The organism is Nocardioides panacisoli (genome assembly GCF_039537325.1).
GTDB classification, from domain to species: Bacteria; Actinomycetota; Actinomycetes; order Propionibacteriales; family Nocardioidaceae; genus Nocardioides; species Nocardioides panacisoli.
On the sequence record NZ_BAABAH010000007.1, the window covers coordinates 117,788 to 137,575 of the forward strand.

Annotated in this window: 16 protein-coding genes; 2 read left to right on the forward strand and 14 right to left on the reverse strand. The window is 71.6% G+C overall.

The window, feature by feature from the left end; translation table 11 throughout:
• Positions 1 to 52: 52 nt before the first annotated feature.
• The 9 genes from ABD709_RS11835 to ABD709_RS11875 form a co-directional block, all read right to left on the reverse strand.
• Positions 53 to 1,549 carry a CoA-acylating methylmalonate-semialdehyde dehydrogenase gene (locus ABD709_RS11835; RefSeq protein ID WP_344775582.1) on the reverse strand — a complete coding sequence of 499 codons (1,497 nt, stop codon included), beginning with the start codon at positions 1,547 to 1,549 and terminating at the stop codon, positions 53 to 55.
• Positions 1,546 to 2,865, reverse strand: a complete 1,320-nt coding sequence (locus ABD709_RS11840) for an aspartate aminotransferase family protein (RefSeq protein ID WP_344775584.1) — start codon at positions 2,863 to 2,865, stop codon at positions 1,546 to 1,548. The genes ABD709_RS11835 and ABD709_RS11840 overlap by 4 nt, the downstream gene beginning before the upstream one ends.
• A gap of 80 nt (positions 2,866 to 2,945) precedes the next feature.
• Entirely contained in the window at positions 2,946 to 4,097 is a 1,152-nt protein-coding gene (locus ABD709_RS11845) for an ABC transporter substrate-binding protein (protein ID WP_344775586.1), read from the reverse strand.
• Positions 4,098 to 4,149: 52 nt separating this feature from the next.
• Positions 4,150 to 4,926: an ABC transporter permease gene (locus ABD709_RS11850; RefSeq protein ID WP_344775588.1), complete on the reverse strand. Its 777-nt coding sequence runs from the start codon at positions 4,924 to 4,926 to the stop codon at positions 4,150 to 4,152.
• Positions 4,923 to 5,756 carry an ABC transporter ATP-binding protein gene (locus tag ABD709_RS11855; RefSeq protein ID WP_344775590.1) on the reverse strand — a complete coding sequence of 278 codons (834 nt, stop codon included), beginning with the start codon at positions 5,754 to 5,756 and terminating at the stop codon, positions 4,923 to 4,925. The genes ABD709_RS11850 and ABD709_RS11855 overlap by 4 nt, the downstream gene beginning before the upstream one ends.
• Complete coding sequence (locus ABD709_RS11860) at positions 5,753 to 6,652, reverse strand: ABC transporter permease (RefSeq protein WP_344775592.1); 900 nt, start codon at positions 6,650 to 6,652, stop codon at positions 5,753 to 5,755. Before ABD709_RS11860 ends, ABD709_RS11855 begins: the two co-directional genes overlap by 4 nt.
• Before the next feature lie 174 nt (positions 6,653 to 6,826).
• Positions 6,827 to 7,849, reverse strand: a complete 1,023-nt coding sequence (locus ABD709_RS11865; RefSeq protein WP_344775595.1) for a TIGR03842 family LLM class F420-dependent oxidoreductase — start codon at positions 7,847 to 7,849, stop codon at positions 6,827 to 6,829.
• An 11-nt stretch (positions 7,850 to 7,860) separates the two neighbouring features.
• The gene (hydA, locus tag ABD709_RS11870; protein ID WP_344775597.1) at positions 7,861 to 9,297 is read right to left on the reverse strand and encodes a dihydropyrimidinase; all 1,437 of its coding nucleotides are present in this window, start codon (positions 9,295 to 9,297) and stop codon (positions 7,861 to 7,863) included.
• Complete coding sequence (locus tag ABD709_RS11875) at positions 9,294 to 10,133, reverse strand: nitrilase-related carbon-nitrogen hydrolase (RefSeq protein ID WP_425575120.1); 840 nt, start codon at positions 10,131 to 10,133, stop codon at positions 9,294 to 9,296. The genes hydA and ABD709_RS11875 overlap by 4 nt, the downstream gene beginning before the upstream one ends.
• A gap of 163 nt (positions 10,134 to 10,296) precedes the next feature.
• Here ABD709_RS11875 and ABD709_RS11880 point away from each other — a divergent pair, with 163 nt between their 5' ends.
• On the forward strand, positions 10,297 to 11,631 hold the full coding sequence (locus ABD709_RS11880) for an aminotransferase class I/II-fold pyridoxal phosphate-dependent enzyme (RefSeq protein ID WP_344775601.1): 1,335 nt from the start codon (positions 10,297 to 10,299) through the stop codon (positions 11,629 to 11,631).
• 9 nt (positions 11,632 to 11,640) lie between these two features.
• On the opposite strand, the gene ABD709_RS11885 is transcribed toward ABD709_RS11880, so the two are convergent.
• The 4 genes from ABD709_RS11885 to ABD709_RS11900 all read right to left on the reverse strand — a co-directional run bounded on the left by ABD709_RS11885 (position 11,641) and on the right by ABD709_RS11900 (position 17,378).
• On the reverse strand, positions 11,641 to 13,155 hold the full coding sequence (locus ABD709_RS11885) for a hypothetical protein (protein WP_344775603.1): 1,515 nt from the start codon (positions 13,153 to 13,155) through the stop codon (positions 11,641 to 11,643).
• Positions 13,130 to 13,846, reverse strand: coding sequence for an ABC transporter ATP-binding protein (locus ABD709_RS11890; RefSeq protein WP_344775605.1), 717 nt, complete (start codon positions 13,844 to 13,846; stop codon positions 13,130 to 13,132). Before ABD709_RS11890 ends, ABD709_RS11885 begins: the two co-directional genes overlap by 26 nt.
• Positions 13,847 to 13,956: 110 nt before the next feature.
• Positions 13,957 to 16,140, reverse strand: a complete 2,184-nt coding sequence (locus tag ABD709_RS11895) for a 3-hydroxyacyl-CoA dehydrogenase NAD-binding domain-containing protein (protein WP_344775607.1) — start codon at positions 16,138 to 16,140, stop codon at positions 13,957 to 13,959.
• A 26-nt stretch (positions 16,141 to 16,166) separates the two neighbouring features.
• Entirely contained in the window at positions 16,167 to 17,378 is a 1,212-nt protein-coding gene (locus ABD709_RS11900) for an acetyl-CoA C-acetyltransferase (protein ID WP_344775609.1), read from the reverse strand.
• Positions 17,379 to 17,457: 79 nt separating this feature from the next.
• Here ABD709_RS11900 and ABD709_RS11905 point away from each other — a divergent pair, with 79 nt between their 5' ends.
• A complete protein-coding gene (locus ABD709_RS11905; protein WP_344775611.1) occupies positions 17,458 to 18,186 on the forward strand; it encodes a MerR family transcriptional regulator in 729 nt (242 codons plus the stop codon).
• 74 nt (positions 18,187 to 18,260) lie between these two features.
• Here the strand turns inward: ABD709_RS11905 and ABD709_RS11910 are convergent, their stop codons facing one another.
• Positions 18,261 to 19,709, reverse strand: a complete 1,449-nt coding sequence (locus ABD709_RS11910; protein WP_344775613.1) for a DEAD/DEAH box helicase — start codon at positions 19,707 to 19,709, stop codon at positions 18,261 to 18,263.
• Positions 19,710 to 19,788 lie beyond the last annotated feature (79 nt).

The following is a 19,788-nucleotide window of genomic DNA, read 5'->3' on the forward strand; positions in this document are numbered from 1 at the left end:
GTCCGGCGGGATCCGGACCGCAGGCCCGGAGCCCGACGCGACCCGCGAACCATCAGGCGTTCTGCGGGAACCCCAGGTTGATCCCGCCGTGCGACGGGTCCAGCCACCGCGACGTGACCGCCTTCTCCCGCGTGAAGAAGTCGACCCCCTGCGGCCCGTACGCCTTGGCGTCGCCGAACAGCGAGGCCTTCCACCCGCCGAACGAGTGGTAGGCGACCGGCACCGGGATCGGCACGTTCACGCCGATCATCCCGACCTCGATCTCCCCGAGGAACCGCCGGGCAGCGCCGCCGTCGTTGGTGAAGATCGCGGTGCCGTTGCCGTAGGGACCGGAGTTGATCAGCTCGACCCCGTCGGCGTAGGACGACACCCGCACCACCGACAGCACCGGCCCGAAGATCTCGTCGGTGTAGACCTTCGAGCTCGTCGGCACCTTGTCCACGAGCGTCGGCCCGAGCCAGAACCCGTCCGGCTCGCCGTCCACGTCCACGCCACGCCCGTCGACGACGACCGCCGCACCGTCGGCCTCCGCGACGTCGAGGTAGCCCGCGACCTTGTCCCGGTGCTCCCTGGTGATCAGCGGGCCCATGTCGCACGAGCGCCGGCCGTCGCCGATGACGAGCTTCCCCATCCGGTCCCGGATCTTCTCGATCAGCTCGTCACCGACCGGGTCGACGGCGACGACGACCGAGATCGCCATGCACCGCTCGCCCGCGGAGCCGAACCCCGCGTTGACCGCGGAGTCCGCGACCAGGTCGAGGTCCGCGTCCGGCAGCACCAGCATGTGGTTCTTCGCGCCGCCGAGCGCCTGGACCCGCTTGCCGTTCGAGGTCCCGGTCTCGTAGACGTACTTCGCGATCGGCGTCGACCCCACGAACGAGATGGACGCGACGTCGGGGTGGGTCAGCAGCGCGTCGACCGCCTCCTTGTCCCCGTGCACGACGTTGAAGACGCCGTCCGGCAGACCCGCCTCCTTCAGCAGCTCGGCCATCCAGTTCGCCGCGCTCGGGTCCTTCTCGCTCGGCTTCAGCACCACCGTGTTGCCGCACGCGATCGCGATCGGGAAGAACCACATGGGGACCATCGCGGGGAAGTTGAACGGCGTGATGAGCCCGACCACGCCGAGCGGCTCCTTGATCGAGTAGACGTCGACGTCGGTCGAGACCGACGCGGAGAAGCTGCCCTTGGCCAGGTGCGGCATCGCGCAGGCGAACTCCACGACCTCGAGCCCGCGCGCGATCTCGCCGGCCGCGTCGCCGAGCACCTTGCCGTGCTCCGAGGTCAGGATCGCGGCGAGCTCGTCCTTGCGCGCGTTGAGCAGCTCGCGGAACGCGAACATGACCGTCTGCCGCTTGGCGATCGACGTACGACCCCAGCTCGCGAACGCCTCCTTCGCCACGGTGACGGCCCGACCGACGTCGTCGGCGGAGCCGAACCGCACCTCCTTGGAGACGGCGCCCACGGCGGGGTCGTAGACCGGCCCGGTACGGGTCGACGTTCCGGCATCGGTGCGGCCGGCGATCCAGTGATCGAGAACGGCGGTGCTCATGAGATCTCCTCGTCCAGCAGGGTGAGTACGGCGTCGTAGGTCGCCAGTGCCTCGGTCACCTCGTCCTCGGTGACCACGCACGGCGGTACGACGTGGATGCGGTTGTCGGTGACGAACGGCAGCAGCCCGCGCTCGACGAGCGCCGCCTTCGCCTTGCCGACCAGAGCCGCCGGCAGCGGCTCGCGGGTGTCGGGGTCGGCGACGAGCTCGAGCGCCCAGAAGACACCCACCCCCCGCGCCTCCCCGACGACGCGGTGCTTCTCGGCGAGCTCGGCGAGCCCCGGACCGAGCACCTTGGCGCCGATCGTCTTCGCGTTCTCGACGATGCCCTCGGACTCCATCGCGTCGAGCGCCGCGACGATCGAGGCGGCCGCGAGCGGGTGCCCGCTGTAGGTGAGCCCACCGGGGTAGACCCGCTCGTCGAAGGTCGCCGCGATCGGGTCGCTGATCATCACTCCCCCGACCGGCACGTAGCCGGAGTTGACGCCCTTGGCGAACGTGATCAGGTCGGGGCGGACGTCGTAGGCGTCGAGGGCGAGCCACTCCCCGGTCCGGCCGAAGCCGGCCATCACCTCGTCGAGGATCAGCAGCAGGTCGAACTCGTCGGCGATCGCCCGCACGCCCTCGAGGTAGCCGGGCGGCGGCATCAGCACGCCTGCCGTCCCCGGGATCGTCTCGAGCAGCAGCGCCGCGATGCTCGCAGGACCCTCGGCCTGCACGACCCGGCGCAGGTGGTGCAGCGCTCGCTCGCACTCCTGCTCGGGCGTCGTGGCCCAGAACTCGGTGCGGTAGAGGTAGGGGCCGAAGAAGTGGACGTGCCCACGTGCGTACTCGTTGGGCACCCGCCGCCAGTCGCCGGTCGCGGTGATCGCAGCGCCGGTGTTGCCGTGGTAGGACCGGTACGTCGACAGCACCTTGTCGCGGCCGGTGTGCAACCGCGCCATGCGGATCGCGTTCTCCGCCGCGTCGGCGCCGCCGTTGGTGAAGAACACCTTGGAGAAGCCCTCGGGGGCGCGCGCGACGATCCGCTTCGCTGCCTCCGCCCGGGTCAGGTTCGCGGTCGCGGGCCCGATCGTCACCAGCGACGCGGCCTGCTCTTGGATCGCGGCCACCACGGCCGGGTGCTGGTAGCCGATGTTGACGTTGACCAGCTGGCTGGAGAAGTCCAGGTAGGTGTTGCCGGCGTGGTCCCACACCTTGGTGCCCGAGCCGCCGGCGATCGGCATCAGCTTGAGCGACCCCTGCGCGCTCCAGGAGTGGAAGACGTGCTGCCGGTCCAGGTCCAGCGTTCGCGCGTCGAGGTCTTCGTCCGTCATCGGTCCTGCTCCTTCTCGTTCGGTACGCCGGGCGGCGCGGGCCCCACGCTCCGCGCCACCCGGCCGGTTTGGGCCGGCGGCTACTTGCCGCCCTCCTCCAGCGTCACGTCGATCGGCTGGTAGTCGGCGCCGGTGGTGTCCAGCCCCATGCCCTTGAGGTTCTCGAGCGCCTGCTCGGTGTAGTCGGTCGTGTAGGCGTCGGCGTCCGGGTCCTTCGTGATGACGGTGTCGCCGTCGCCGTTCTGCGTCGTCAGCGCGACCTGCACCGTCTGCTTCCAGGCGTCGGGGTCCATCATCCCGATGCCGTCCGGGCTGGGCCAGATCAGCTGGTTGACCTCGTTCATCTGCCACAGCTGGTGGCTCGCGCCGAGCTCGGAGCCGGCGGCGACCACGTCGTCACGGCACTGCTCCGGGTCCTGGGCGCAGGCGATCCAACCCTGGTAGCTGGCGGTCAGGAAGGCCACCGTCGTCTTCTGGTAGTCCGGGTCCTGCAGCTTCGTGGTGTTGGCCCAGATGGCGTCCTGCAGCATCGCCGTGCCCTCGTCGTTCCAGTTGATGACGTTGAGGTCGTCGGGCGTGTAGAGGTCGCCGGTGTCCGGGTTGGTCGCCTCGAGCACCTGGGCGTACTCGTTGTAGATCATCGCCTGCGCCGCGTCGATGTCGCCGTTGAGGAAGCCGTTCATGTCGAAGGCCTGCTGGACGACCTTGACGTCCTTGGCGGGGTCGAGGCCCGCCTTGGTCATGCCGGCGTAGAGCTCGAACTCGTTGCCGAAGCCCCACGAGCCGACGTTCTTGCCCTTCAGGTCGGCGACGCTGTTGATGCCCGAGTCCTTGAAGGAGATCTGCAGCGTCCCGGAGCGCTGGAAGACCTGGCCGATGTTGGTGATGTTGGCGCCCTGCTCGCGGGACTGCAGCGCCTTCGGGGTCCAGGCGATGGCGTAGTCGGCCGAGCCGCCGTCGTCGACGGTCAGCTGCGGGACCGTGTCCGTGCCGGCCGGGACGATGTCGACGTCGAGCCCCTGGTCCTCGTAGTAGCCCTGGGCGAGCGCCTCGATGTAGCCGGCGAACTGGGCCTGGGTGACCCACTGCAGCTGCAGGGTGACCTTGGTCAGGTCGCTGCTGCCGGAGGACGAGTCGCCTCCACTGTCGTCGCCACAGGCCGCGAGGCCGGCGAGGGTGAGCGCCGAGACGGCAGCAGCCGCGGCGAGCTTTCGGACACCGGTTCGTTGCATGTGGTTTCTCCTTGCTGGGTGGGGCTGGTGGGGCTGGGTGGGGCTGGGTGGGTCAGGTGATGCCGGCCGCCTGTCGGCCGAGGACGAGTCGCTCGATCAGGAGCGCCGCCACGAAGAACGCGAGCCCGAGAACCACCGCACCGAGAACCGAGGCCCAGGCGGCCGGGTAGTCGGTGGCCTTCACGTTGTCGGTGATCCGCGACCCGAGGCCGTCCTTGAGACCACCGAAGTACTCGCTCACGACCGACGCGATCACCGCCAGGGACGCGGCGATCCGCAGCCCCGTGAAGAAGTGCGGCAGCGCCCCGGGGATCCGGATCGTGCGCAGCACGTCGGTGCCGGTCGCGGCGTAGCTGGCCATCAGCTCCTCGTGCACGGGAGCCAGGTGCTGCAGCCCGCGCAGGGTGTTGATGAAGACCGGCACGAACGCGCTGATCGCGACGACCTCGCGGCGGGGCAGCGTCGACGTCAGCGAGTACATGTTGTTGAGGATGGGTGCCAGGCACACGATCGGGACCGCGGCGAGCGCGGCCACCAGCGGGGCGAACGCCTGCCCGAGCACCTGGACCCGCGCGCACAGGGCCGCGGCCAGCACGGCGAGCACCGTCCCGACGGCCAGCCCCACCAGCGCGTTCAGGCCGCTGTGCTCGGTCGCCACCAGGATGTTGTGGAACCGGTCGTTGGCCTCGCCGAGGATCGCCGTCGGCGACGCGAGGACGTAGGCACGGATGTTCGCCGCCTTGACGAAGGTCTCCCACGCCGCCAGGAAGAGGAACCCGAAGACGATCGGTGGCAGCCCGACGCGGGCCCACGCCTTGGCCGAGCTCATAGGGCGCCCCGGACGTCGCGGAGCCGCTCGGCGACGTCGCCGGCCGGACGGCCACGCAGCGCCTCGCGGACGGCGGTGACGGCCGCGAAGAAGGCCGGGTCCTCCCGGGTGTCCTCGGTGCGAGCGCCGATCGGCACCTCGACCACCTCGGTGATGCGGCCCGGGCGCGGCGACATCACCACGACCCGGTGGGAGAGGAAGACCGCCTCGGGGATCGAGTGGGTCACGAACACGACGGCGGCGCCGGTCTCACCCGCGATCCGCACGAGCTCGCCCTGCATCCGCTCGCGCGTCATCTCGTCCAGCGCGCCGAACGGCTCGTCCATCAGCAGCAGCGTCGGGCTCTCGGCGAGCGCACGGGCGATCGCGACCCGCTGCTGCATGCCGCCGCTGAGCTGGGCCGGGCGGTGGCCGGAGAAGTCCTCGAGGCCGACGAGGGCGAGCAGCTCCTCGGCCCGGGCCCGCCGGGCGGACCGGCCGACGCCGTGCAGCTGCAGCGGCAGCTCGACGTTGGCCCGGACGGTCCGCCAGTCCAGCAGGCCGGCCTGCTGGAACGCGAAGCCGTAGTCCTGGTCGAGCCGCGCCTGCCGCGCCGTCTTCCCGTTGACCATGACCGTGCCGTCCGTCGGCTGCAGCAGGTCGGCGATCAGCCGCAGCAGCGTCGACTTGCCGCACCCGGACGGGCCGATCAGCGACACGAACTCGCCCTTCGCGACACTGAGGTCGATCTCGGTGAGTGCGTGCACCGGCCCGCTGCGGGTGGTGAAGGTCTTGGTGACGCCGGTGATCTCGACGGCCGAGGTGACCGCGGTGACGGCGGGCGCGCTCATGAGGGTGCTCCTGCTCGGTGGTAGCGCCAGAGCGCGAGGTCGACGAGGGTCACGGCAGCCGCTGCGAGCAGCCCGAGCGCTGCGGCACCCGCGACTGCGGCGTAGAGCTTGGCCGAGTTCCCGGTGACCTGGGAGTACTCGAGGATCCGCATCCCGATCCCGCCCGGCTGCCCGATCGAGATCTCCGCGACGATCGTGCCGACGACGGCGGCCGCGGCGGCGAGCCGCAGTGCCGGGACGAGGTGACGCACGGCGGCCGGCAGTCGTAGCCGGACCAGGGTCCGCCACCACCCGGCGGCGGTCACCGTGAAGTAGTCGCGGTGCACGGCGCTCGGCGACTTCAGGCCGCGCAGCAGCCCGACGGCGACCGGGAAGAACGCGAGGTAGGCGGCGATCACCTCGACCGAGGTCGCCTTGGTCCACTCCCAGCCGAGCAGTCCCCAGCCGTTGCCCCACCGGCTGAGCATCGGCGTCAGGGCGATCAGCGGGACGGTCTGGGACAGCACGACGTAGGGCAGCAGCGCCCGCTCGGCCACCGACAGCGCGTCCATCAGGATCGCGAGCGCGGCGCCGACGAGCAGCCCGATGAGCAGGCCGACCGCCGCCCAGCCGAGGGTGTTGGAACAGGCGTCGACGAGGCCGTGCAGCACGGTCGGACGCGGACCGAAGCTGATCGCGCCGCCCGACGCGACCTGCTCCTCGTGCAGGACGTTCCACACCGCGGAGAGGTGCGGCATCGCCGCGTCGTTGGTGCGCGGCAGGATCCGTACGCCGGCCACGCTCACGCCGTCGGCCGGCGCCCAGGCCTTGTAGCCCTCCCAGGCCAGGCCGAGGGCGACCAGTCCCGCCACCAGCAGCCCGATCCTGGCGAGGCCTCCGAGGATCCGACGGCTCATGCCTTGCTCGATTCGCATGACCCCTGCGGTGCCTCGCTCCGGCGCAGCTCGTTCCTCGCCGCACCTCCGCGGGGGCTCCTCGCGCTCATGCCTTGCTCGATTCGCATGACCGCTGCGGTGCCTCGCTCCGGCGCAGCTCGTTCCTCGCCGCACCTCCGCGGGGGCTCCTCGCGCTCATGCCTTGGCCGTCACGTGGTCCCGGAGGTGCGGCATGACCGCCTCGCCGTACAGGCGCAGCGTCTCCTCCTTGTTGTCGTGCTGGAGGTAGATCGCGAACTGGTCGACGCCGATCGCCTTGAGCTCCTCGAGCTTGGCGATGTGCTGCGCGGGCGTGCCCAGCAGGCAGAACCGGTCGACGATCTCGTCGGGGACGAAGTCGACGTGGTCGTTCTCGGCCTTGCCGTGCGTGTTGTAGTCGTAGCCCGTGCGCCCCTTGATGTAGTCGGTGAGCACCGTCGGGAAATCGCCCTCTTCGCCGTACTTCTCCACGATGTCGGCGATGTGGTTGCCCACCATCCCGCCGAACCACCGGGTCTGCTCGCGCATGTGGCCGATCTGGTCCTCGCTGCCGACGTAGGCAGGCGCGGCGACGCAGAACGTCAGCGCCTCCGGGTCGCGGCCGGCTTCGGCGGCCGCCTTCTTGACCTGGGTGATCATCCACTTCGCGACGTCGACGTCGGCGAGCTGCAGGATGAAGCCGTCGCCGGCCTCGCCCGCGGTCTTGAGCGCAAGGGGCCCGTAGGCCGCGACCCACACCTCCAGCGCGGAGGTCCGCGCCCACGGGAACTGCAGGGTCGCACCGTTGACCTCGACCGGCCGGCAGTTGCCGAGCTCGCGGATCACGTGCGTGGCCTCGCGGACCTCCTTGAGCGTGCACGGCTTGCCGTTGAGCACCCGGACCGCGGAGTCGCCGCGGCCGATGCCGACGACCGTGCGGTTGCCGTACATCTCGTTGAGGGTCGCGAACACCGACGCGGTGACCGTCCAGTCCCGGGTGGCCGGGTTGGTCACCATCGGCCCGACGACGACCCGACGGGTCTCGGCCAGGATCTGGCTGTAGATGACGTAGGGCTCCTGCCAGAGCAGGTGGGAGTCGAACGTCCACACGTAGTCGAACCCGTGCTCCTCCGCCAGCTTGGCCAGCCCGACGGTCCGCCACGCGGGCGGGTTCGTCTGCAGCACCACACCAAAGTCCACGACTTCCTCCCCTACACCAGGTACTGCGTCAGGCCGCGCTTCAGGAACTGGCCACGCCCCTTGGTGCCGACGTACTCGCCGTCCTGCACGAGGACCGCACCGCGCGACATGGTCACGTCGACGTGGCCGTCGATCTCGAAGCCCTCCCACGCGGAGTGGTCCATGTTCATGTGGTGGGTCTTGTCCACGCCGATCGACGTGTGGCCGTTCGGGTCGTAGACGACGATGTCGGCGTCCGCGCCGGGCTGGATGACGCCCTTCTTGCCGTAGAGGCCGAACATCCGTGCCGGCGTCGTGGCGATCAGCTCGACCCACCGGGACAGGGTGATCCGGCCGTCGACGACGCCTTGGTAGAGCAGGTCCACGCGGTGCTCGATCGACCCGATCCCGTTCGGGATCGCGCGGAAGTCGTCCTTGCCGAGCTCCTTCTGGTCCTTCATGCAGAACGGGCAGTGGTCGGTCGACACCATCTGCAGGTCGTTGGTGCGCAGGCCCTGCCACATCGCGTCGAGGTGGCCCTCCTCCTCGGAGCGCAGCGGGGTCGAGCAGACCCACTTGGCGCCCTCGAAGTCGCCCCACTCCTCGCTGCTCGCGCCGAGCTGCTTCTCCAGGGAGAGGTAGAGGTACTGCGGGCAGGTCTCGCCGAAGACGTTCTTGCCGGCGTCGCGGGCGGCCGCGAGCTGCGCGACCGCCTGCTTGGCGCTGACGTGCACGACGTAGAGCGGGGCGCCGGTGACGTCCGCGAGCATGATCGCCCGGTGCGTCGCCTCCTCCTCCATCTGCCAGGCACGCGCGATGCCGTGGTAGTAGGGGGAGGTCTTGCCGGACTCGGCCAGCTGGGCCGCCAGCACGTCGATCGCGGGGCCGTTCTCGGCGTGCATCATCGTCATCAGCCCGAACTCACGGGCCTTCTGCATCGCGCGGAGGATCTGGGCGTCGTCGCTGTAGAAGACGCCGGGGTAGGCCATGAACAGCTTGTAGGAGGTGATGCCCTCGTCGACGAGGCCCTCCATCGCCTTGAGCGACTCCTCGTCCACGCCGCCGATGATCTGGTGGAAGCCGTAGTCGATGTGGGCGTTGCCACCTGCCATGTCGTGCCACTTCGCCAGGCCGTCCTCGACTCGCTCGCCGTACCGCTGGACGGCGAAGTCGATGACCGAGGTGGTGCCGCCCCAGGCCGCGGCGCGGGTGCCGGTGTCGAAGTCGTCGACCGCCTGGGTGCCGCCGAACGGCAGGCTGAAGTGGGTGTGGGCGTCGATGCCGCCGGGGATGACGTACTTCCCGGTCGCGTCGATGACCGTGTCGGCACTGCCGGCGAGGTCGCTGCCGAGCAGCGTCGACCCGGGCTCCAGGACGGCGACGATCTTCTCGCCGTCGACGAGCACGTCCGCCGCGACCGCGCCCGTCGCGTTGACGACGGTGCCGCCCTTGACCAGCACGGTGCTCACGGGCGCGCGATCCCCTCGTAGGAGTCGGGGCGGCGGTCGCGGTAGAACTGCCAGTCGTCGCGCATCTGCTGGACCATGTCCATGTCGAGGTCGCGAACCAGGAGCTCCTCCTTCTCCGACGAACCGCGCTCGCCGACGAAGTTGCCGCGCGGGTCGATCACCTGGCTGGTGCCGTAGAAGTCGACCGCGAGCTCGCCGTACTCGTTGTCCTCGCGGCCGACCCGGTTGGGCTGGAGCACGAAGTAGCCGTTGGCGACCGCCGCGCACGGTCCCTCGACCTCCCAGAGCCGGTTGGAGAGGCCGGGCTTGGTCGCGTTGGGGTTGAAGACGAGGTGGGCGCCGTTGAGGCCCAGCTCGCGCCAGCCCTCGGGGAAGTGCCGGTCGTAGCAGATGTACATCCCGACCTTGCCGACCGCGGTCTCGAAGACCGGGTAGCCGAGGTTGCCGGGGCGGAAGTAGAACTTCTCCCAGAACTTGTCGAGGTTCGGGATGTGGTTCTTGCGGTAGCTGCCGAGGATCGTGCCGTCGGCGTCGACCAGGACCGAGGTGTTGTAGTAGACGCCGGTCTGCGCCTCCTCGTAGATCGGCAGCACCATCACCATGCCGAGCTCCTTGGCCAGCGCGGCGAACCGCTGCACGATCGGACCGTCGGCCTGCTCGGCGTAGCGGTAGTACTTCTGGTCCTGGGTGATCCCGAAGTAGGGGCCGTAGAACAGCTCCTGGAAGCACATCACCTGGGCGTTGTCGGCCGCCGCGTCCCGGGCGAACTGCTCGTGCCGGTCCAGCATCGACTCCTTGTCGCCGGTCCAGGTGGTCTGGCTGATGGCCGCTCGCACGGTGGTCAAGGTCCGCCTCCAGGGGGTTGTGTCGCTGGTCGAGGTGGCCGGTGCAGCGACCACCCCGAGACCCGAGGTTCTGTTATCTTCTGTGCTGAACATTTCGCTTGGATTTCCCACGTGTCAAGCATTTGGGCTCAATTGGCCGTAGGACGGGGGACCGATGGCGGTGGACCTGTCCGCGCTCGCGGACCGCACGCCGCGCGGCATCGCCGGCGCGTTCAGCCGCGCCATCCGCGCGGGCGAGCTGGCTCCCGGCGACCGGCTGCCGACGGTCCGGGACGTCGCCGCCGACCTCGGCGTCTCTCCGGCCACCGTGAGCGCGGCGTGGCAGGCGCTGCGCCGCACCGGGCTCGTCGTGTCCCGCGGTCGCGCGGGCAGCTTCGTCAAGGACACCCCGACGCCGTGGCTCTCGCCGCGCCAGCGGTCGCTGGTCGGCGCGGGACGCGACGGCGTGCGGCTCGACCTGTCCCGGGGCACCCCCGATCCGATGCTGCTGCCGGACCTGGGTCCCGCCCTGCACCGGGTCTCCCAACGCGCGGTCACGCTCACCTACCAGGAGGAGCCGGTGCTCCCGGCGCTGCGGGAGGAGCTCGCGCGGACCTGGCCCTACGACGCGGCGGCGCTCACGGTCGTCGACGGCGCGACCGACGGCATCGCGCGGGTGCTCGAGCAGGTCGTGGCGTACGGCGACCGCGTCGTGCTGGAGTCGCCGGGCTTCCCCCCGTTCTTCGACCTGGTCGAGTCGATCGGCGGCGAGGTCGTCCCGGTCGAGCTCGACGCGGTCGGCGTACGACCGGAGTCGCTGCGACGCGCGCTGGAGACGCGGCCGGCCGCGGTGGTGCTGCAGCCGCGGGCGCACAACCCGACCGGCGCGTCGATGACGGCCGCGCGGGCACGCCAGCTCGCGCGGCTGGTGCGGGCCGCCGGCCCGGGCGCGCCGTGGGTGATCGAGGACGACCACTCCGGCTCGATCTCGACCGCTCCGGACGTGACGCTCGGGACCTCGGTGCCCGACCGCGTGGTGCACGTGCGGTCCTACTCCAAGTCGCACGGCCCGGACCTGCGGATCGCCGCGATGAGCGGGCCGTCGGAGCTCATCGACCGGCTGGTGGCTCGGCGGATGCTCGGCCCGGCGTGGACCTCCCGGATGCTGCAGACGATCCTGCTCGACCTGGTCACCTCGTCCCGGTCGTTGGACGAGGTGGCCGAGGCGCGGCGACAGTACTTCGCCCGGCAGCGCACCCTGGTCGCCGCGCTGGCGGCGGTCGGCGTCCACGTCGCGCAGCCCGACGGCATCAACCTCTGGCTGCCGGTCGCCGACGAGCGGGCGGCCGTGCTGCACCTCGCCGCCGCCGGCATCCGCGTCGCGGGCGGCTCGGCGTTCCTGGCCGACGACGCCGGTGCTGCCGGCCCGCACGTCCGGGTGACGTCGGGCCTGGTCAGCCCCGACGACGCCGCCGAGGTGGCCGGCGCCCTGGCCGCCGTGGCCCGCTGACGGGCTGGGTCAGGCGGCCACGACGGTGACGACGCGCGCACGCGCCACCGGGTCCCGCCACGACCGCCACACCCCCGCGAGCCGCAATGCCGACCACGCGACGAGCACCCCGCCGACGGCGAGCACCAGGTCCGCGCGCCCCTGGATCGCCAGCGCGCCGAGCAGCATCGTCGTCACCGTCGTCACCAGTGCGAGCCGGGAGGAGTACCCCACCATCGCCAGCGGCGGTGCCGGCGTGGCCCGGGCCGAGCGGAGGTCCACGGCGTACGGCGAGCGCAGCGACCAGCGCAGCGACCCGCTCAGCGCCTGGCCCGTCACGACCAGGAGCGCCACCGCGACGGCGGTGGCCTCGGCACCGCTCGGCGGGCCCGCCCGGAGACCGCCCAGGACCACGGTCACCAGGCCGGCACCGAGCAGCAGCTCCGCGAGCACCTTCGCCCTGGCCAGCAGGGCCAGGCCCGGCGGCACGGGCAGCGTCTCGCGCCACAGCAGGCCCTGACCGTCGATGGCCCAGGCGTTGACCCCGAACAGCAGGGCGCAGCCGGACACGACGAGGCCCGGCAGCACGGCCAGGCTGCTCCAGCTCAGCGGATGGGTGAGCGCGACCAGGCCGGGCGCCAGCGCGAGGAAGTAGGTCCCGCGACGCAGCGGGACGCTGCGCCACACCGAGGCACGGTCCGTGCGCACCAGGGCTGCGAGGTCCGACCGGGCCGGGCTCCGGGACGCGTAGGAGCGGGACGCGAGACGGGTCTCGTCCCGCGGCACCCGACGTGCGGTGAGCCGGGCGGCGTGACCGCCCGCGACGACCAGCAGGACGCACGCCGCGAGCAGCAGGGCCGGCGCCGGGCCTGTCGCCGCGTGCCCGGTGAGGACGTCGGCGGTCCGCCCGGCGGGTCCGTCGAGGAGCAGCCCGCGCAGGTCCGGGAGCACGCCGCTCGCGCCGGCCGTGATCAGCGCGATCGCGCCGGCGACGCGCACGGCCGCGACCCCGCGCGGGCTCCGGCGCAGCCACTCGGCCAGCCAGCCGACGAGCTGGCCCGCGGCAGTGGCACAGCCGATCCAGGCCAGCGCCACCGCATCGGCCGTGAGCAGCCGGACCGGGTGCGGCCCGGCCTCGTAGGCGGCCGCCCCGAGGAGGAACCAGGACTGCAGCAGCCAGGCCGCGCTCAGCGGTGCGAGCACCAGCGCGCCGAGGTGGTCGGTGAACGGGTCGATCGGATGGCCCGCGGCGGCGTCGCGCGCGAGCACCTCGCGCCCTCCGCCCGAGGCGACCGCCGTGGCGGTGCTGAGGGCGAGAACCGCCAGGAGGTACGCCGGCAGCAGGTCGTCGAGGCGGTCGAGCGTCGACTCGTGCCGTCCGGTCAGCGCCGGCACGACCGCCGCGGCCGCGGTCAGGCCGAGCAGCACGACGAGCGCGGTTGCGGCGGCCCGTGGTCGGCGTACGGTCCGTGCGCGGAACCACAGCAGGTGCCGCAGGTCCGTCGCCGCTCCCCGCCACTCAGTCCAGGAGCGCTCGATAGGCACGGGCACCCTCCTCGCCCGCCATCGTCGCCGCCGGCACGGTGGCGACCCCGGTGCCACCGCGCAGCACGGTGACCTCGCCACAGGCCTGGACGGCGAGGTCGCGCAGGTGGGTGGAGACGAGGACGGCGGCACCACCGGCGCGGGCGTCGTCGATGACCTCCATCGTCGCCTCAACCCCGACCGGGTCCACGCCGTCGAACGGCTCGTCGAGCAGGAGCACGGCCGGCTCGTGGAGCGCGGCGAGCAGCACCGAGAGCCGCCGGGACATTCCGTGGCTGAAGCCCGAGGTCACCCGGTGCGCGGCGTTGCCGAGCTCGAACCTCTCGAGCAGGTCTCGTGCGCGCGGCTCCCAGCCGGTGAGCCGCCGGAGCCGGGCGGAGAGCTGGAGGTGCTCCCAGGGCGTCGCGCGCGGGACCAGGCCGCCCACGTCCGGGCAGTAGCCGACCAGCCGCTTGACCGTGAGGAGCTCGTCGCGGACGTCGTGGCCGCAGACGCGGACCACTCCGTCGGCCGGTGGCACGACGCCCGCCAGCACCCGCATCGTGGTCGACTTCCCGGCGCCGTTGCGGCCCAGCAGGGCGAGCGCATGACCGGCGGGCACGGACAGGTCGACGCCCGCCACCGCCTCCACGGCTCCGAACGCGACCCGCAGCCCGGCGACCTCGATCGCCGGGCCCTCCTCCCCCGTCACCCCTCCATGATCGCCGAGTCGGCAGAAACTCGGGCAGAAATACGCCGAGTCGGCTCAAGCTTGAGCCGACTCGGCGCATCAACCGGCGAGTTCCTGCCGGCTCGGGTGGATCAGGCGGGGAACGAGCCGCCCGAGGCCGCGAGGTCCCGCAGCCACGGGGTGGCCTGGAACCGGTCGCCGTACTTGGCGGCCAGCTCGTCGGCACGCTTGAGGAACGCCCCGAGGCCGATCTCGCCGGTCTCCTTGTCCTCATAGCCCTTCATGAACTGCGCGGCACCACCGGTGTTCGGCGGGAAGCCGATGCCCATGATCGAGCCGATGTTCGCGGCCGCGGCGGAGGTGATCACACCCTCCTCGAAGCACTTCGCGGTCTCGAGCGCCTCGGCGAACAGCATCCGGTCCTTGACGTCCTCGAACGGGATCTGCTGCTCGGCAACCGGGAACAGCTCGGCGAGACCCGACCAGATCGAGCCGCGCTTGCCGTCCTCGTAGTCGTAGAAGCCGGCGCCGCGGAGGCGGCCGGCCCGGCCGGCCTCGAGCATCTTGAGGACGACCTGCTCGCCGGGGTGGCCGACGTAGTCGTCACCGGCGGCGTCGCGGGTCGCCTTGCCGATCTTGGCCATCAGCTCGAGGTTGAGCTCGTCGCTGAGCTGGAGCACCGGGGCCGGGTAGCCGGCCTGGGTGGTCGCCCGCTCGATGGAGTACGGCGCCACGCCCTCCGCGAGCATCGCCATGCCCTCGTTGACCATGTAGCCGATCACCCGCGAGGTGTAGAAGCCGCGGCTGTCGTTGACCACGATCGGCGTCTTGCGGATCTGCAGCACGACGTCGTAGGCCTTGGCCAGCGCCTCGTCCGAGGTCTCCTTGCCGGAGATGATCTCGACCAGCGGCATCTTGTCGACCGGCGAGAAGAAGTGCAGGCCGATGAAGTCGGCCGGCCGGTCGATGCCCTCGGCGAGCTCGGAGATCGGCAGGGTCGAGGTGTTGGAGCAGAGCAGCGCGTCCTTGTTGACGTACGGCGCGATCTCGGTGAACACCTTGTTCTTCAGCGCCGGGTCCTCGAACACGGCCTCGATGACCAGGTCGCAGCCGGTGAGGTCGGCGGGGTCTGCCGTCGCCTTGATCCGGCCGAGCAGCTCGGCCTTCTTCTCCTCGGTGGACTTGCCGCGGGAGATCGCCTTGTCGAGCAGGCCCTCGGAGTAGGCCTTGCCCTTCTCGGCGTTCGCGACCTCGACGTCCTTGAGGACGACCTCCATGCCGGCCTTCGCGCAGACGTAGGCGATGCCCGCGCCCATCATGCCCGCGCCGAGGACGCCGACCTTCTTGGCGACGTACTTCTCGACGCCCTGCGGGCGCAGTGAGCCGGAGTTGATCGCCTGGAGGTCGAAGAAGAACGCCTGGATCATGTTCTTCGAGTTCTGGTTGACCACCAGGTGGGTGAGGTAGCGCGACTCGATCCGCGAGGCGGTGTCGAAGTCGACGTTGGCGCCCTCGACCGCGGCGGCGAGGATCGCCTTCTGGGCCGGGTAGTCGGCGCCCTTGAGCTGCTGGCGGAGCAGCGCCGGGAACGCCGGCAGGAAGCCGGCCAGAGCGGGGCTCTTCGGCGAGCCACCGGGCATCTTGTAGCCCGGGGTGTCCCACGGCTGGGCCGCGGCCTCGGGGTTGGCCTTGATCCAGGCCTTGGCGGCCGGGACGAGCTCCTCGCGGGTGGCGACCAGCTCGTCGACGAGGCCCTTCTTCTGCGCGGTCTGCGGGTCGAACTGCGGGCCCTGGAGGAGGAAGTCCATCAGGGCGCTCTGCAGGCCGAACATCCGGACGGTGCGGGTGACCCCGCCCCCGCCCGGGAGCAGGCCGAGGCTGGCCTCGGGGAGGCCGACCTTGACGCTGCGGTCGTCGACGGCGATCCGGTGGTTCGCCGCCAGGCAGATCTCGAGGCCGCCGCCGAGGGCGGCGCCGTTGATCGCGGCGACGACCGGCTTCGGGAACGTCTCGAGCCGACGGAGGCTCGCCTTGATGTTCTCGCCGAGGGCGAACACCTCGGCGGCGTTCTCCTTGGTCGCCTGCGTCATCAGCTTGAGGTCGCCACCGGCGAAGAAGGTCTTCTTCGCGCTGGCGATGACCACGCCGGTCACGTCGTCCTGCTCGGCGTACAGCCGCTCGACCGCGGCGTCCATCGACGCGCGGTAGAGGTCGTTCATGGTGTTGGCGCTCTGGTTGGGGTCGTCGAGGGTCAGGGTGACGATGCCGTCGGCGTCCCGCTCGTAGCGCACTGCGGTCTGGGTGTCGGTGCTCATGTCTGTCCTTCAGTCCTGTCCGGGTCTCAGACCAGCTCGATGATCGTCGCGATGCCCATGCCGCCGCCGACGCAGAGCGTGGCGAGGCCGCGACGCAGCTCGCGTCGCTCGAGCTCGTCGATCAGCGTGCCGAGGATCATCGCGCCGGTCGCGCCGAGCGGGTGACCCATCGCGATCGCGCCGCCGTTGACGTTGGTGATGTCGTGGCTGATGTCCATGTCGCGCATGAACCGCATCGCGACGGCGGCGAACGCCTCGTTGATCTCGAACAGGTCGATGTCGTCCACGGACAGGCCGGCCACCTTGAGCGCCTTGCGCGCCGCCGGCGCCGGGCCGGTCAGCATGATCGTCGGGTCGGCGCCGGACACGGCGGTCGCGAGCACCCGCGCACGCGGGGTCAGACCGAGGTCCTTGCCCGCCTGCTCCGAGCCGATCAGCGTCAGTGCGGCGCCGTCGACGATGCCCGAGGAGTTGCCGGCGTGGTGGACGTGGTTGATCTTCTCGACCCAGTGGTACTTCTCCAGCGCGACGTTGTCGAAGCCGGCGTCGGCGCCGATCTGCGCGAACGAGGGCTTCAGGCCGGCGAGGCCCTCGACCGAGGTGTCGGGACGGACCGTCTCGTCGCGGTCGAGGACGGTGATCCCGTTGAGGTCCTTCACCGGGACGAGGGAGCGGTCGAAGTAGCCGTTGGCCTGCGCCTTGGCGGCGCGGTGGTGGGACTCGGCGGCGTACGCGTCGACGTCCTCCCGGCTCCAGTTCTCGATCGTCGCGATCAGGTCGGCGCCGATGCCCTGCGGCACGAAGCCGGTCTGGAGCGCGGTCGCGGGGTCCTGCGCCCAGGCGCCGCCGTCGGAGCCCATCGGGGCGCGGCTCATGTGCTCGACACCGCCCGCGATGATCAGGTTCTCGAACCCTCCGCGGACCCGGCCGGCGGCCTGGTTCACGGCCTCGAGGCCCGATGCGCAGAACCGGTTGAGCTGGACGCCGGCGACGGTGTCCGGGTAGCCGGCCGCGAGCGCCGCGGTCTTCGCGATGTCGCCGCCCTGCTCACCGACCGGGGTCACGACGCCCAGGACCACGTCGTCGACGTAGTTGGTGTCGAGACCGGGGTTGCGGACCTCCAGCTCCTTGAGGAGCCCTACCGCGGTGTCGATCGGCTTGACCTCGTGGAGGGTGCCGTTCGCCTTGCCCTTGCCGCGCGGGGTGCGCAGGTGGTCGTACACGAATGCTTCTGCCATGACCGTCCTCAGTCGGGATGGCGCGGCAGTGTCCGGCCGCGCGCTGGGATTCGGACTCGATTGTGACACTATTACTGTCATGGTCAAGAGAGAGGGTGCTGCGACGCAGGTCACACGCCACCCCGCGGGGCTCACCCTGGACGAGCTCACCCGGCGGGTCGGGCTCAGCGTCCGGACCATCCGCTTCTACACCGCGAAGGGCCTGGTGCCGCCTCCGGTACGGCGCGGCCGCTCGGGCTACTACACCCCCGAGCACGTCGCCCGGCTCGAGCTGGTGCAGGAGCTGCAGAGCCATGGCTTCACGCTCTCGGCGATCGAGCGGTACGTCGCCGGCATCCCCGCGGACGCGACGCCGGAGGACATCGCGCTCGCCCGCACGATGCTCGCGCCGTGGCAGTCCGACCTACCGGTGGAGATGGACCACGAGCAGCTGGAGACCAGGGCCGGGCGCGAGCTCTCCCAGGAGGACGTCGCCACCCTGCAGGCCCTCGGCGTGCTCCGGCTGCGCGGTCACCGCTACCTCGTCGCCGGCAACCAGCTGGCCATCGGCATCCGTCTGCTCGAGCTCGGGTTCCCCCGCGAGGTCGCCGTCGCCGCCGCCTCGATCTACGCCGAGCACGGCCAGCAGATGGCCAAGGAGCTCTTCGACGTCATCCAGGAGAAGCTCGCGCCGCTCTACGACGACATCCAGTCCGAGCGTTTCCGTGAGGTCATGGAGCGACTCAAGCCCCTGTCGGTCGGCGGCCTGGTCTCGGCGTACGAGTCCGCCGTCGCCCGCGCTGCCCGGAGTCCTCGCCCGCGGCGCTGATCCGGACGCGACGCACCCACCGGACGGCACGCGATTTGCGTGAAAGCGCGTGCCGGACGATGGGTGAGCCGGGGTCAGCGGCGGCCGCTGAAGCTCGCGGCGCTGTGCCCGCCGCCGGAGCCCGTACGGCGACGTGAGCCGGAGGCCCCGGAGCCGGAGCCGCCGCTACGGCGCCGCGAGCCCTGGCCGCCCTGGCCACCCTGGCCGGACGGCTTCGAGGAGGACTTCGCGGTCTGCTTCGACCGCTGGCCCTGGCCAGCGGGGCGCTTGGGGCCGCGACGGCCACCGCCGCCGGAGCGGCCGGGACGGCCCGCACCGGAAGCGTCCGCGCCGTCGATCACCAGACCGCCGGGGAGCTCGCGGGCACCCGGGGCCAGCTCCTGCAGAACCGGGTGGTTCGTGGCGGCCAGCTTGGTCGTGGTCGGCCGGACGCCGGCGGCCCGGGTCAGGGCGCGGACGTCGGACCGCTGGTCGTCGGTCATCAGCGTGATCACGGTGCCGGCGGCGCCGGCGCGGGCGGTGCGACCGGAGCGGTGCAGGTAGGCCTTGTGCTCCGCGGGCGGGTCGGCGTGCACGACCAGCGCCACGTCGTCGACGTGGATGCCGCGGGCAGCGATGTCGGTGGCGACCAGCGTCGTCGCACGGCCGCTGTGGAAGGCGTCCATGTTGCGCGTGCGGGCACCCTGGCTGAGGTTGCCGTGCAGGTCCACGGTCGGCACGCCGCTGCGGTTGAGCTGGCGGGCGAGCGCCTTGGCGCCGTGCTTGGTCCGGGTGAACACGACGGTCCGGCCCGGCGCGCTGGCGAGGTCGACGAGCACCGGCAGCCGCAGGTCGCGGGTCACGTGGAGGACGTGGTGGTCCATCGCGGCGATCGGCGACTGGGCCGAGTCGGCCTCGTGGACGACCGGGTGCTCGAGGAACCGCTTCACCAGCACGTCGATCGCGTTGTCGAGCGTCGCGGAGAACAGCATCCGCTGGCCGCCCTTCGGCGTCTGGCCGAGGAGCCGCCGCACGGCCGGCAGGAAGCCGAGGTCGGCCATGTGGTCGGCCTCGTCGAGGACGGTGACCTCCACGGCCGCGAGGTCGCAGTGACCCTGGCCGATCAGGTCCTCGAGCCGTCCGGGGCAGGCGATCAGGATGTCGACGCCGCGCTTGAGCGCCGAGACCTGCGGGCCCTGCCCGACGCCGCCGAAGACGGTGTGGGTGCGTAGGCCGGCGGCCTCCGCCAGCGGGCGCAGCGTGGCCTCGATCTGGCTGACGAGCTCGCGCGTCGGCGCGAGCACGAGGGCCCGCGGGCGGCGCGGCGACGTACGACGACCGGAGGCGGCCAGCCGGGCGACGACCGGGAGCGCGAAGGCGTAGGTCTTGCCGGAGCCGGTCCGGCCGCGGCCGAGCAGGTCCTTGCCGGCGAGCGAGTCCGGCAGCGTCGCGGCCTGGATGGGCGTGGGGACGGTGATGCCCGCGGCGTCGAGGACGGCGAGCAGGTTCGTGGGCACGCCGAGATCGGCGAAGGTGGTGGTCACGCTGGATGTCATTTCCGGGGCCCGGCGAGCGCGCGGCGTACGGCGCTCGGGTCCCCTGGTCGGCGTCTCGCCGTGCTGA

Excerpts from the sequence above, each read along its gene's own strand:
- ABD709_RS11855 (WP_344775590.1), bottom strand. The coding sequence starts at position 5,756 with ATGAGCGCGCCCGCCGTCACCGCGGTCACCTCGGCCGTCGAGATCACC.
- ABD709_RS11840 (WP_344775584.1), bottom strand. The coding sequence starts at position 2,865 with ATGACGGACGAAGACCTCGACGCGCGAACGCTGGACCTGGACCGGCAG.
- ABD709_RS11835 (WP_344775582.1), bottom strand. The coding sequence starts at position 1,549 with ATGAGCACCGCCGTTCTCGATCACTGGATCGCCGGCCGCACCGATGCC.
- ABD709_RS11905 (WP_344775611.1), top strand. The coding sequence starts at position 17,458 with ATGGTCAAGAGAGAGGGTGCTGCGACGCAGGTCACACGCCACCCCGCG.
- ABD709_RS11880 (WP_344775601.1), top strand. The coding sequence starts at position 10,297 with ATGGCGGTGGACCTGTCCGCGCTCGCGGACCGCACGCCGCGCGGCATC.
- ABD709_RS11845 (WP_344775586.1), bottom strand. The coding sequence starts at position 4,097 with ATGCAACGAACCGGTGTCCGAAAGCTCGCCGCGGCTGCTGCCGTCTCG.
- ABD709_RS11900 (WP_344775609.1), bottom strand. The coding sequence starts at position 17,378 with ATGGCAGAAGCATTCGTGTACGACCACCTGCGCACCCCGCGCGGCAAG.
- ABD709_RS11850 (WP_344775588.1), bottom strand. The coding sequence starts at position 4,926 with ATGAGCTCGGCCAAGGCGTGGGCCCGCGTCGGGCTGCCACCGATCGTC.
- ABD709_RS11895 (WP_344775607.1), bottom strand. The coding sequence starts at position 16,140 with ATGAGCACCGACACCCAGACCGCAGTGCGCTACGAGCGGGACGCCGAC.
- ABD709_RS11860 (WP_344775592.1), bottom strand. The coding sequence starts at position 6,652 with ATGAGCCGTCGGATCCTCGGAGGCCTCGCCAGGATCGGGCTGCTGGTG.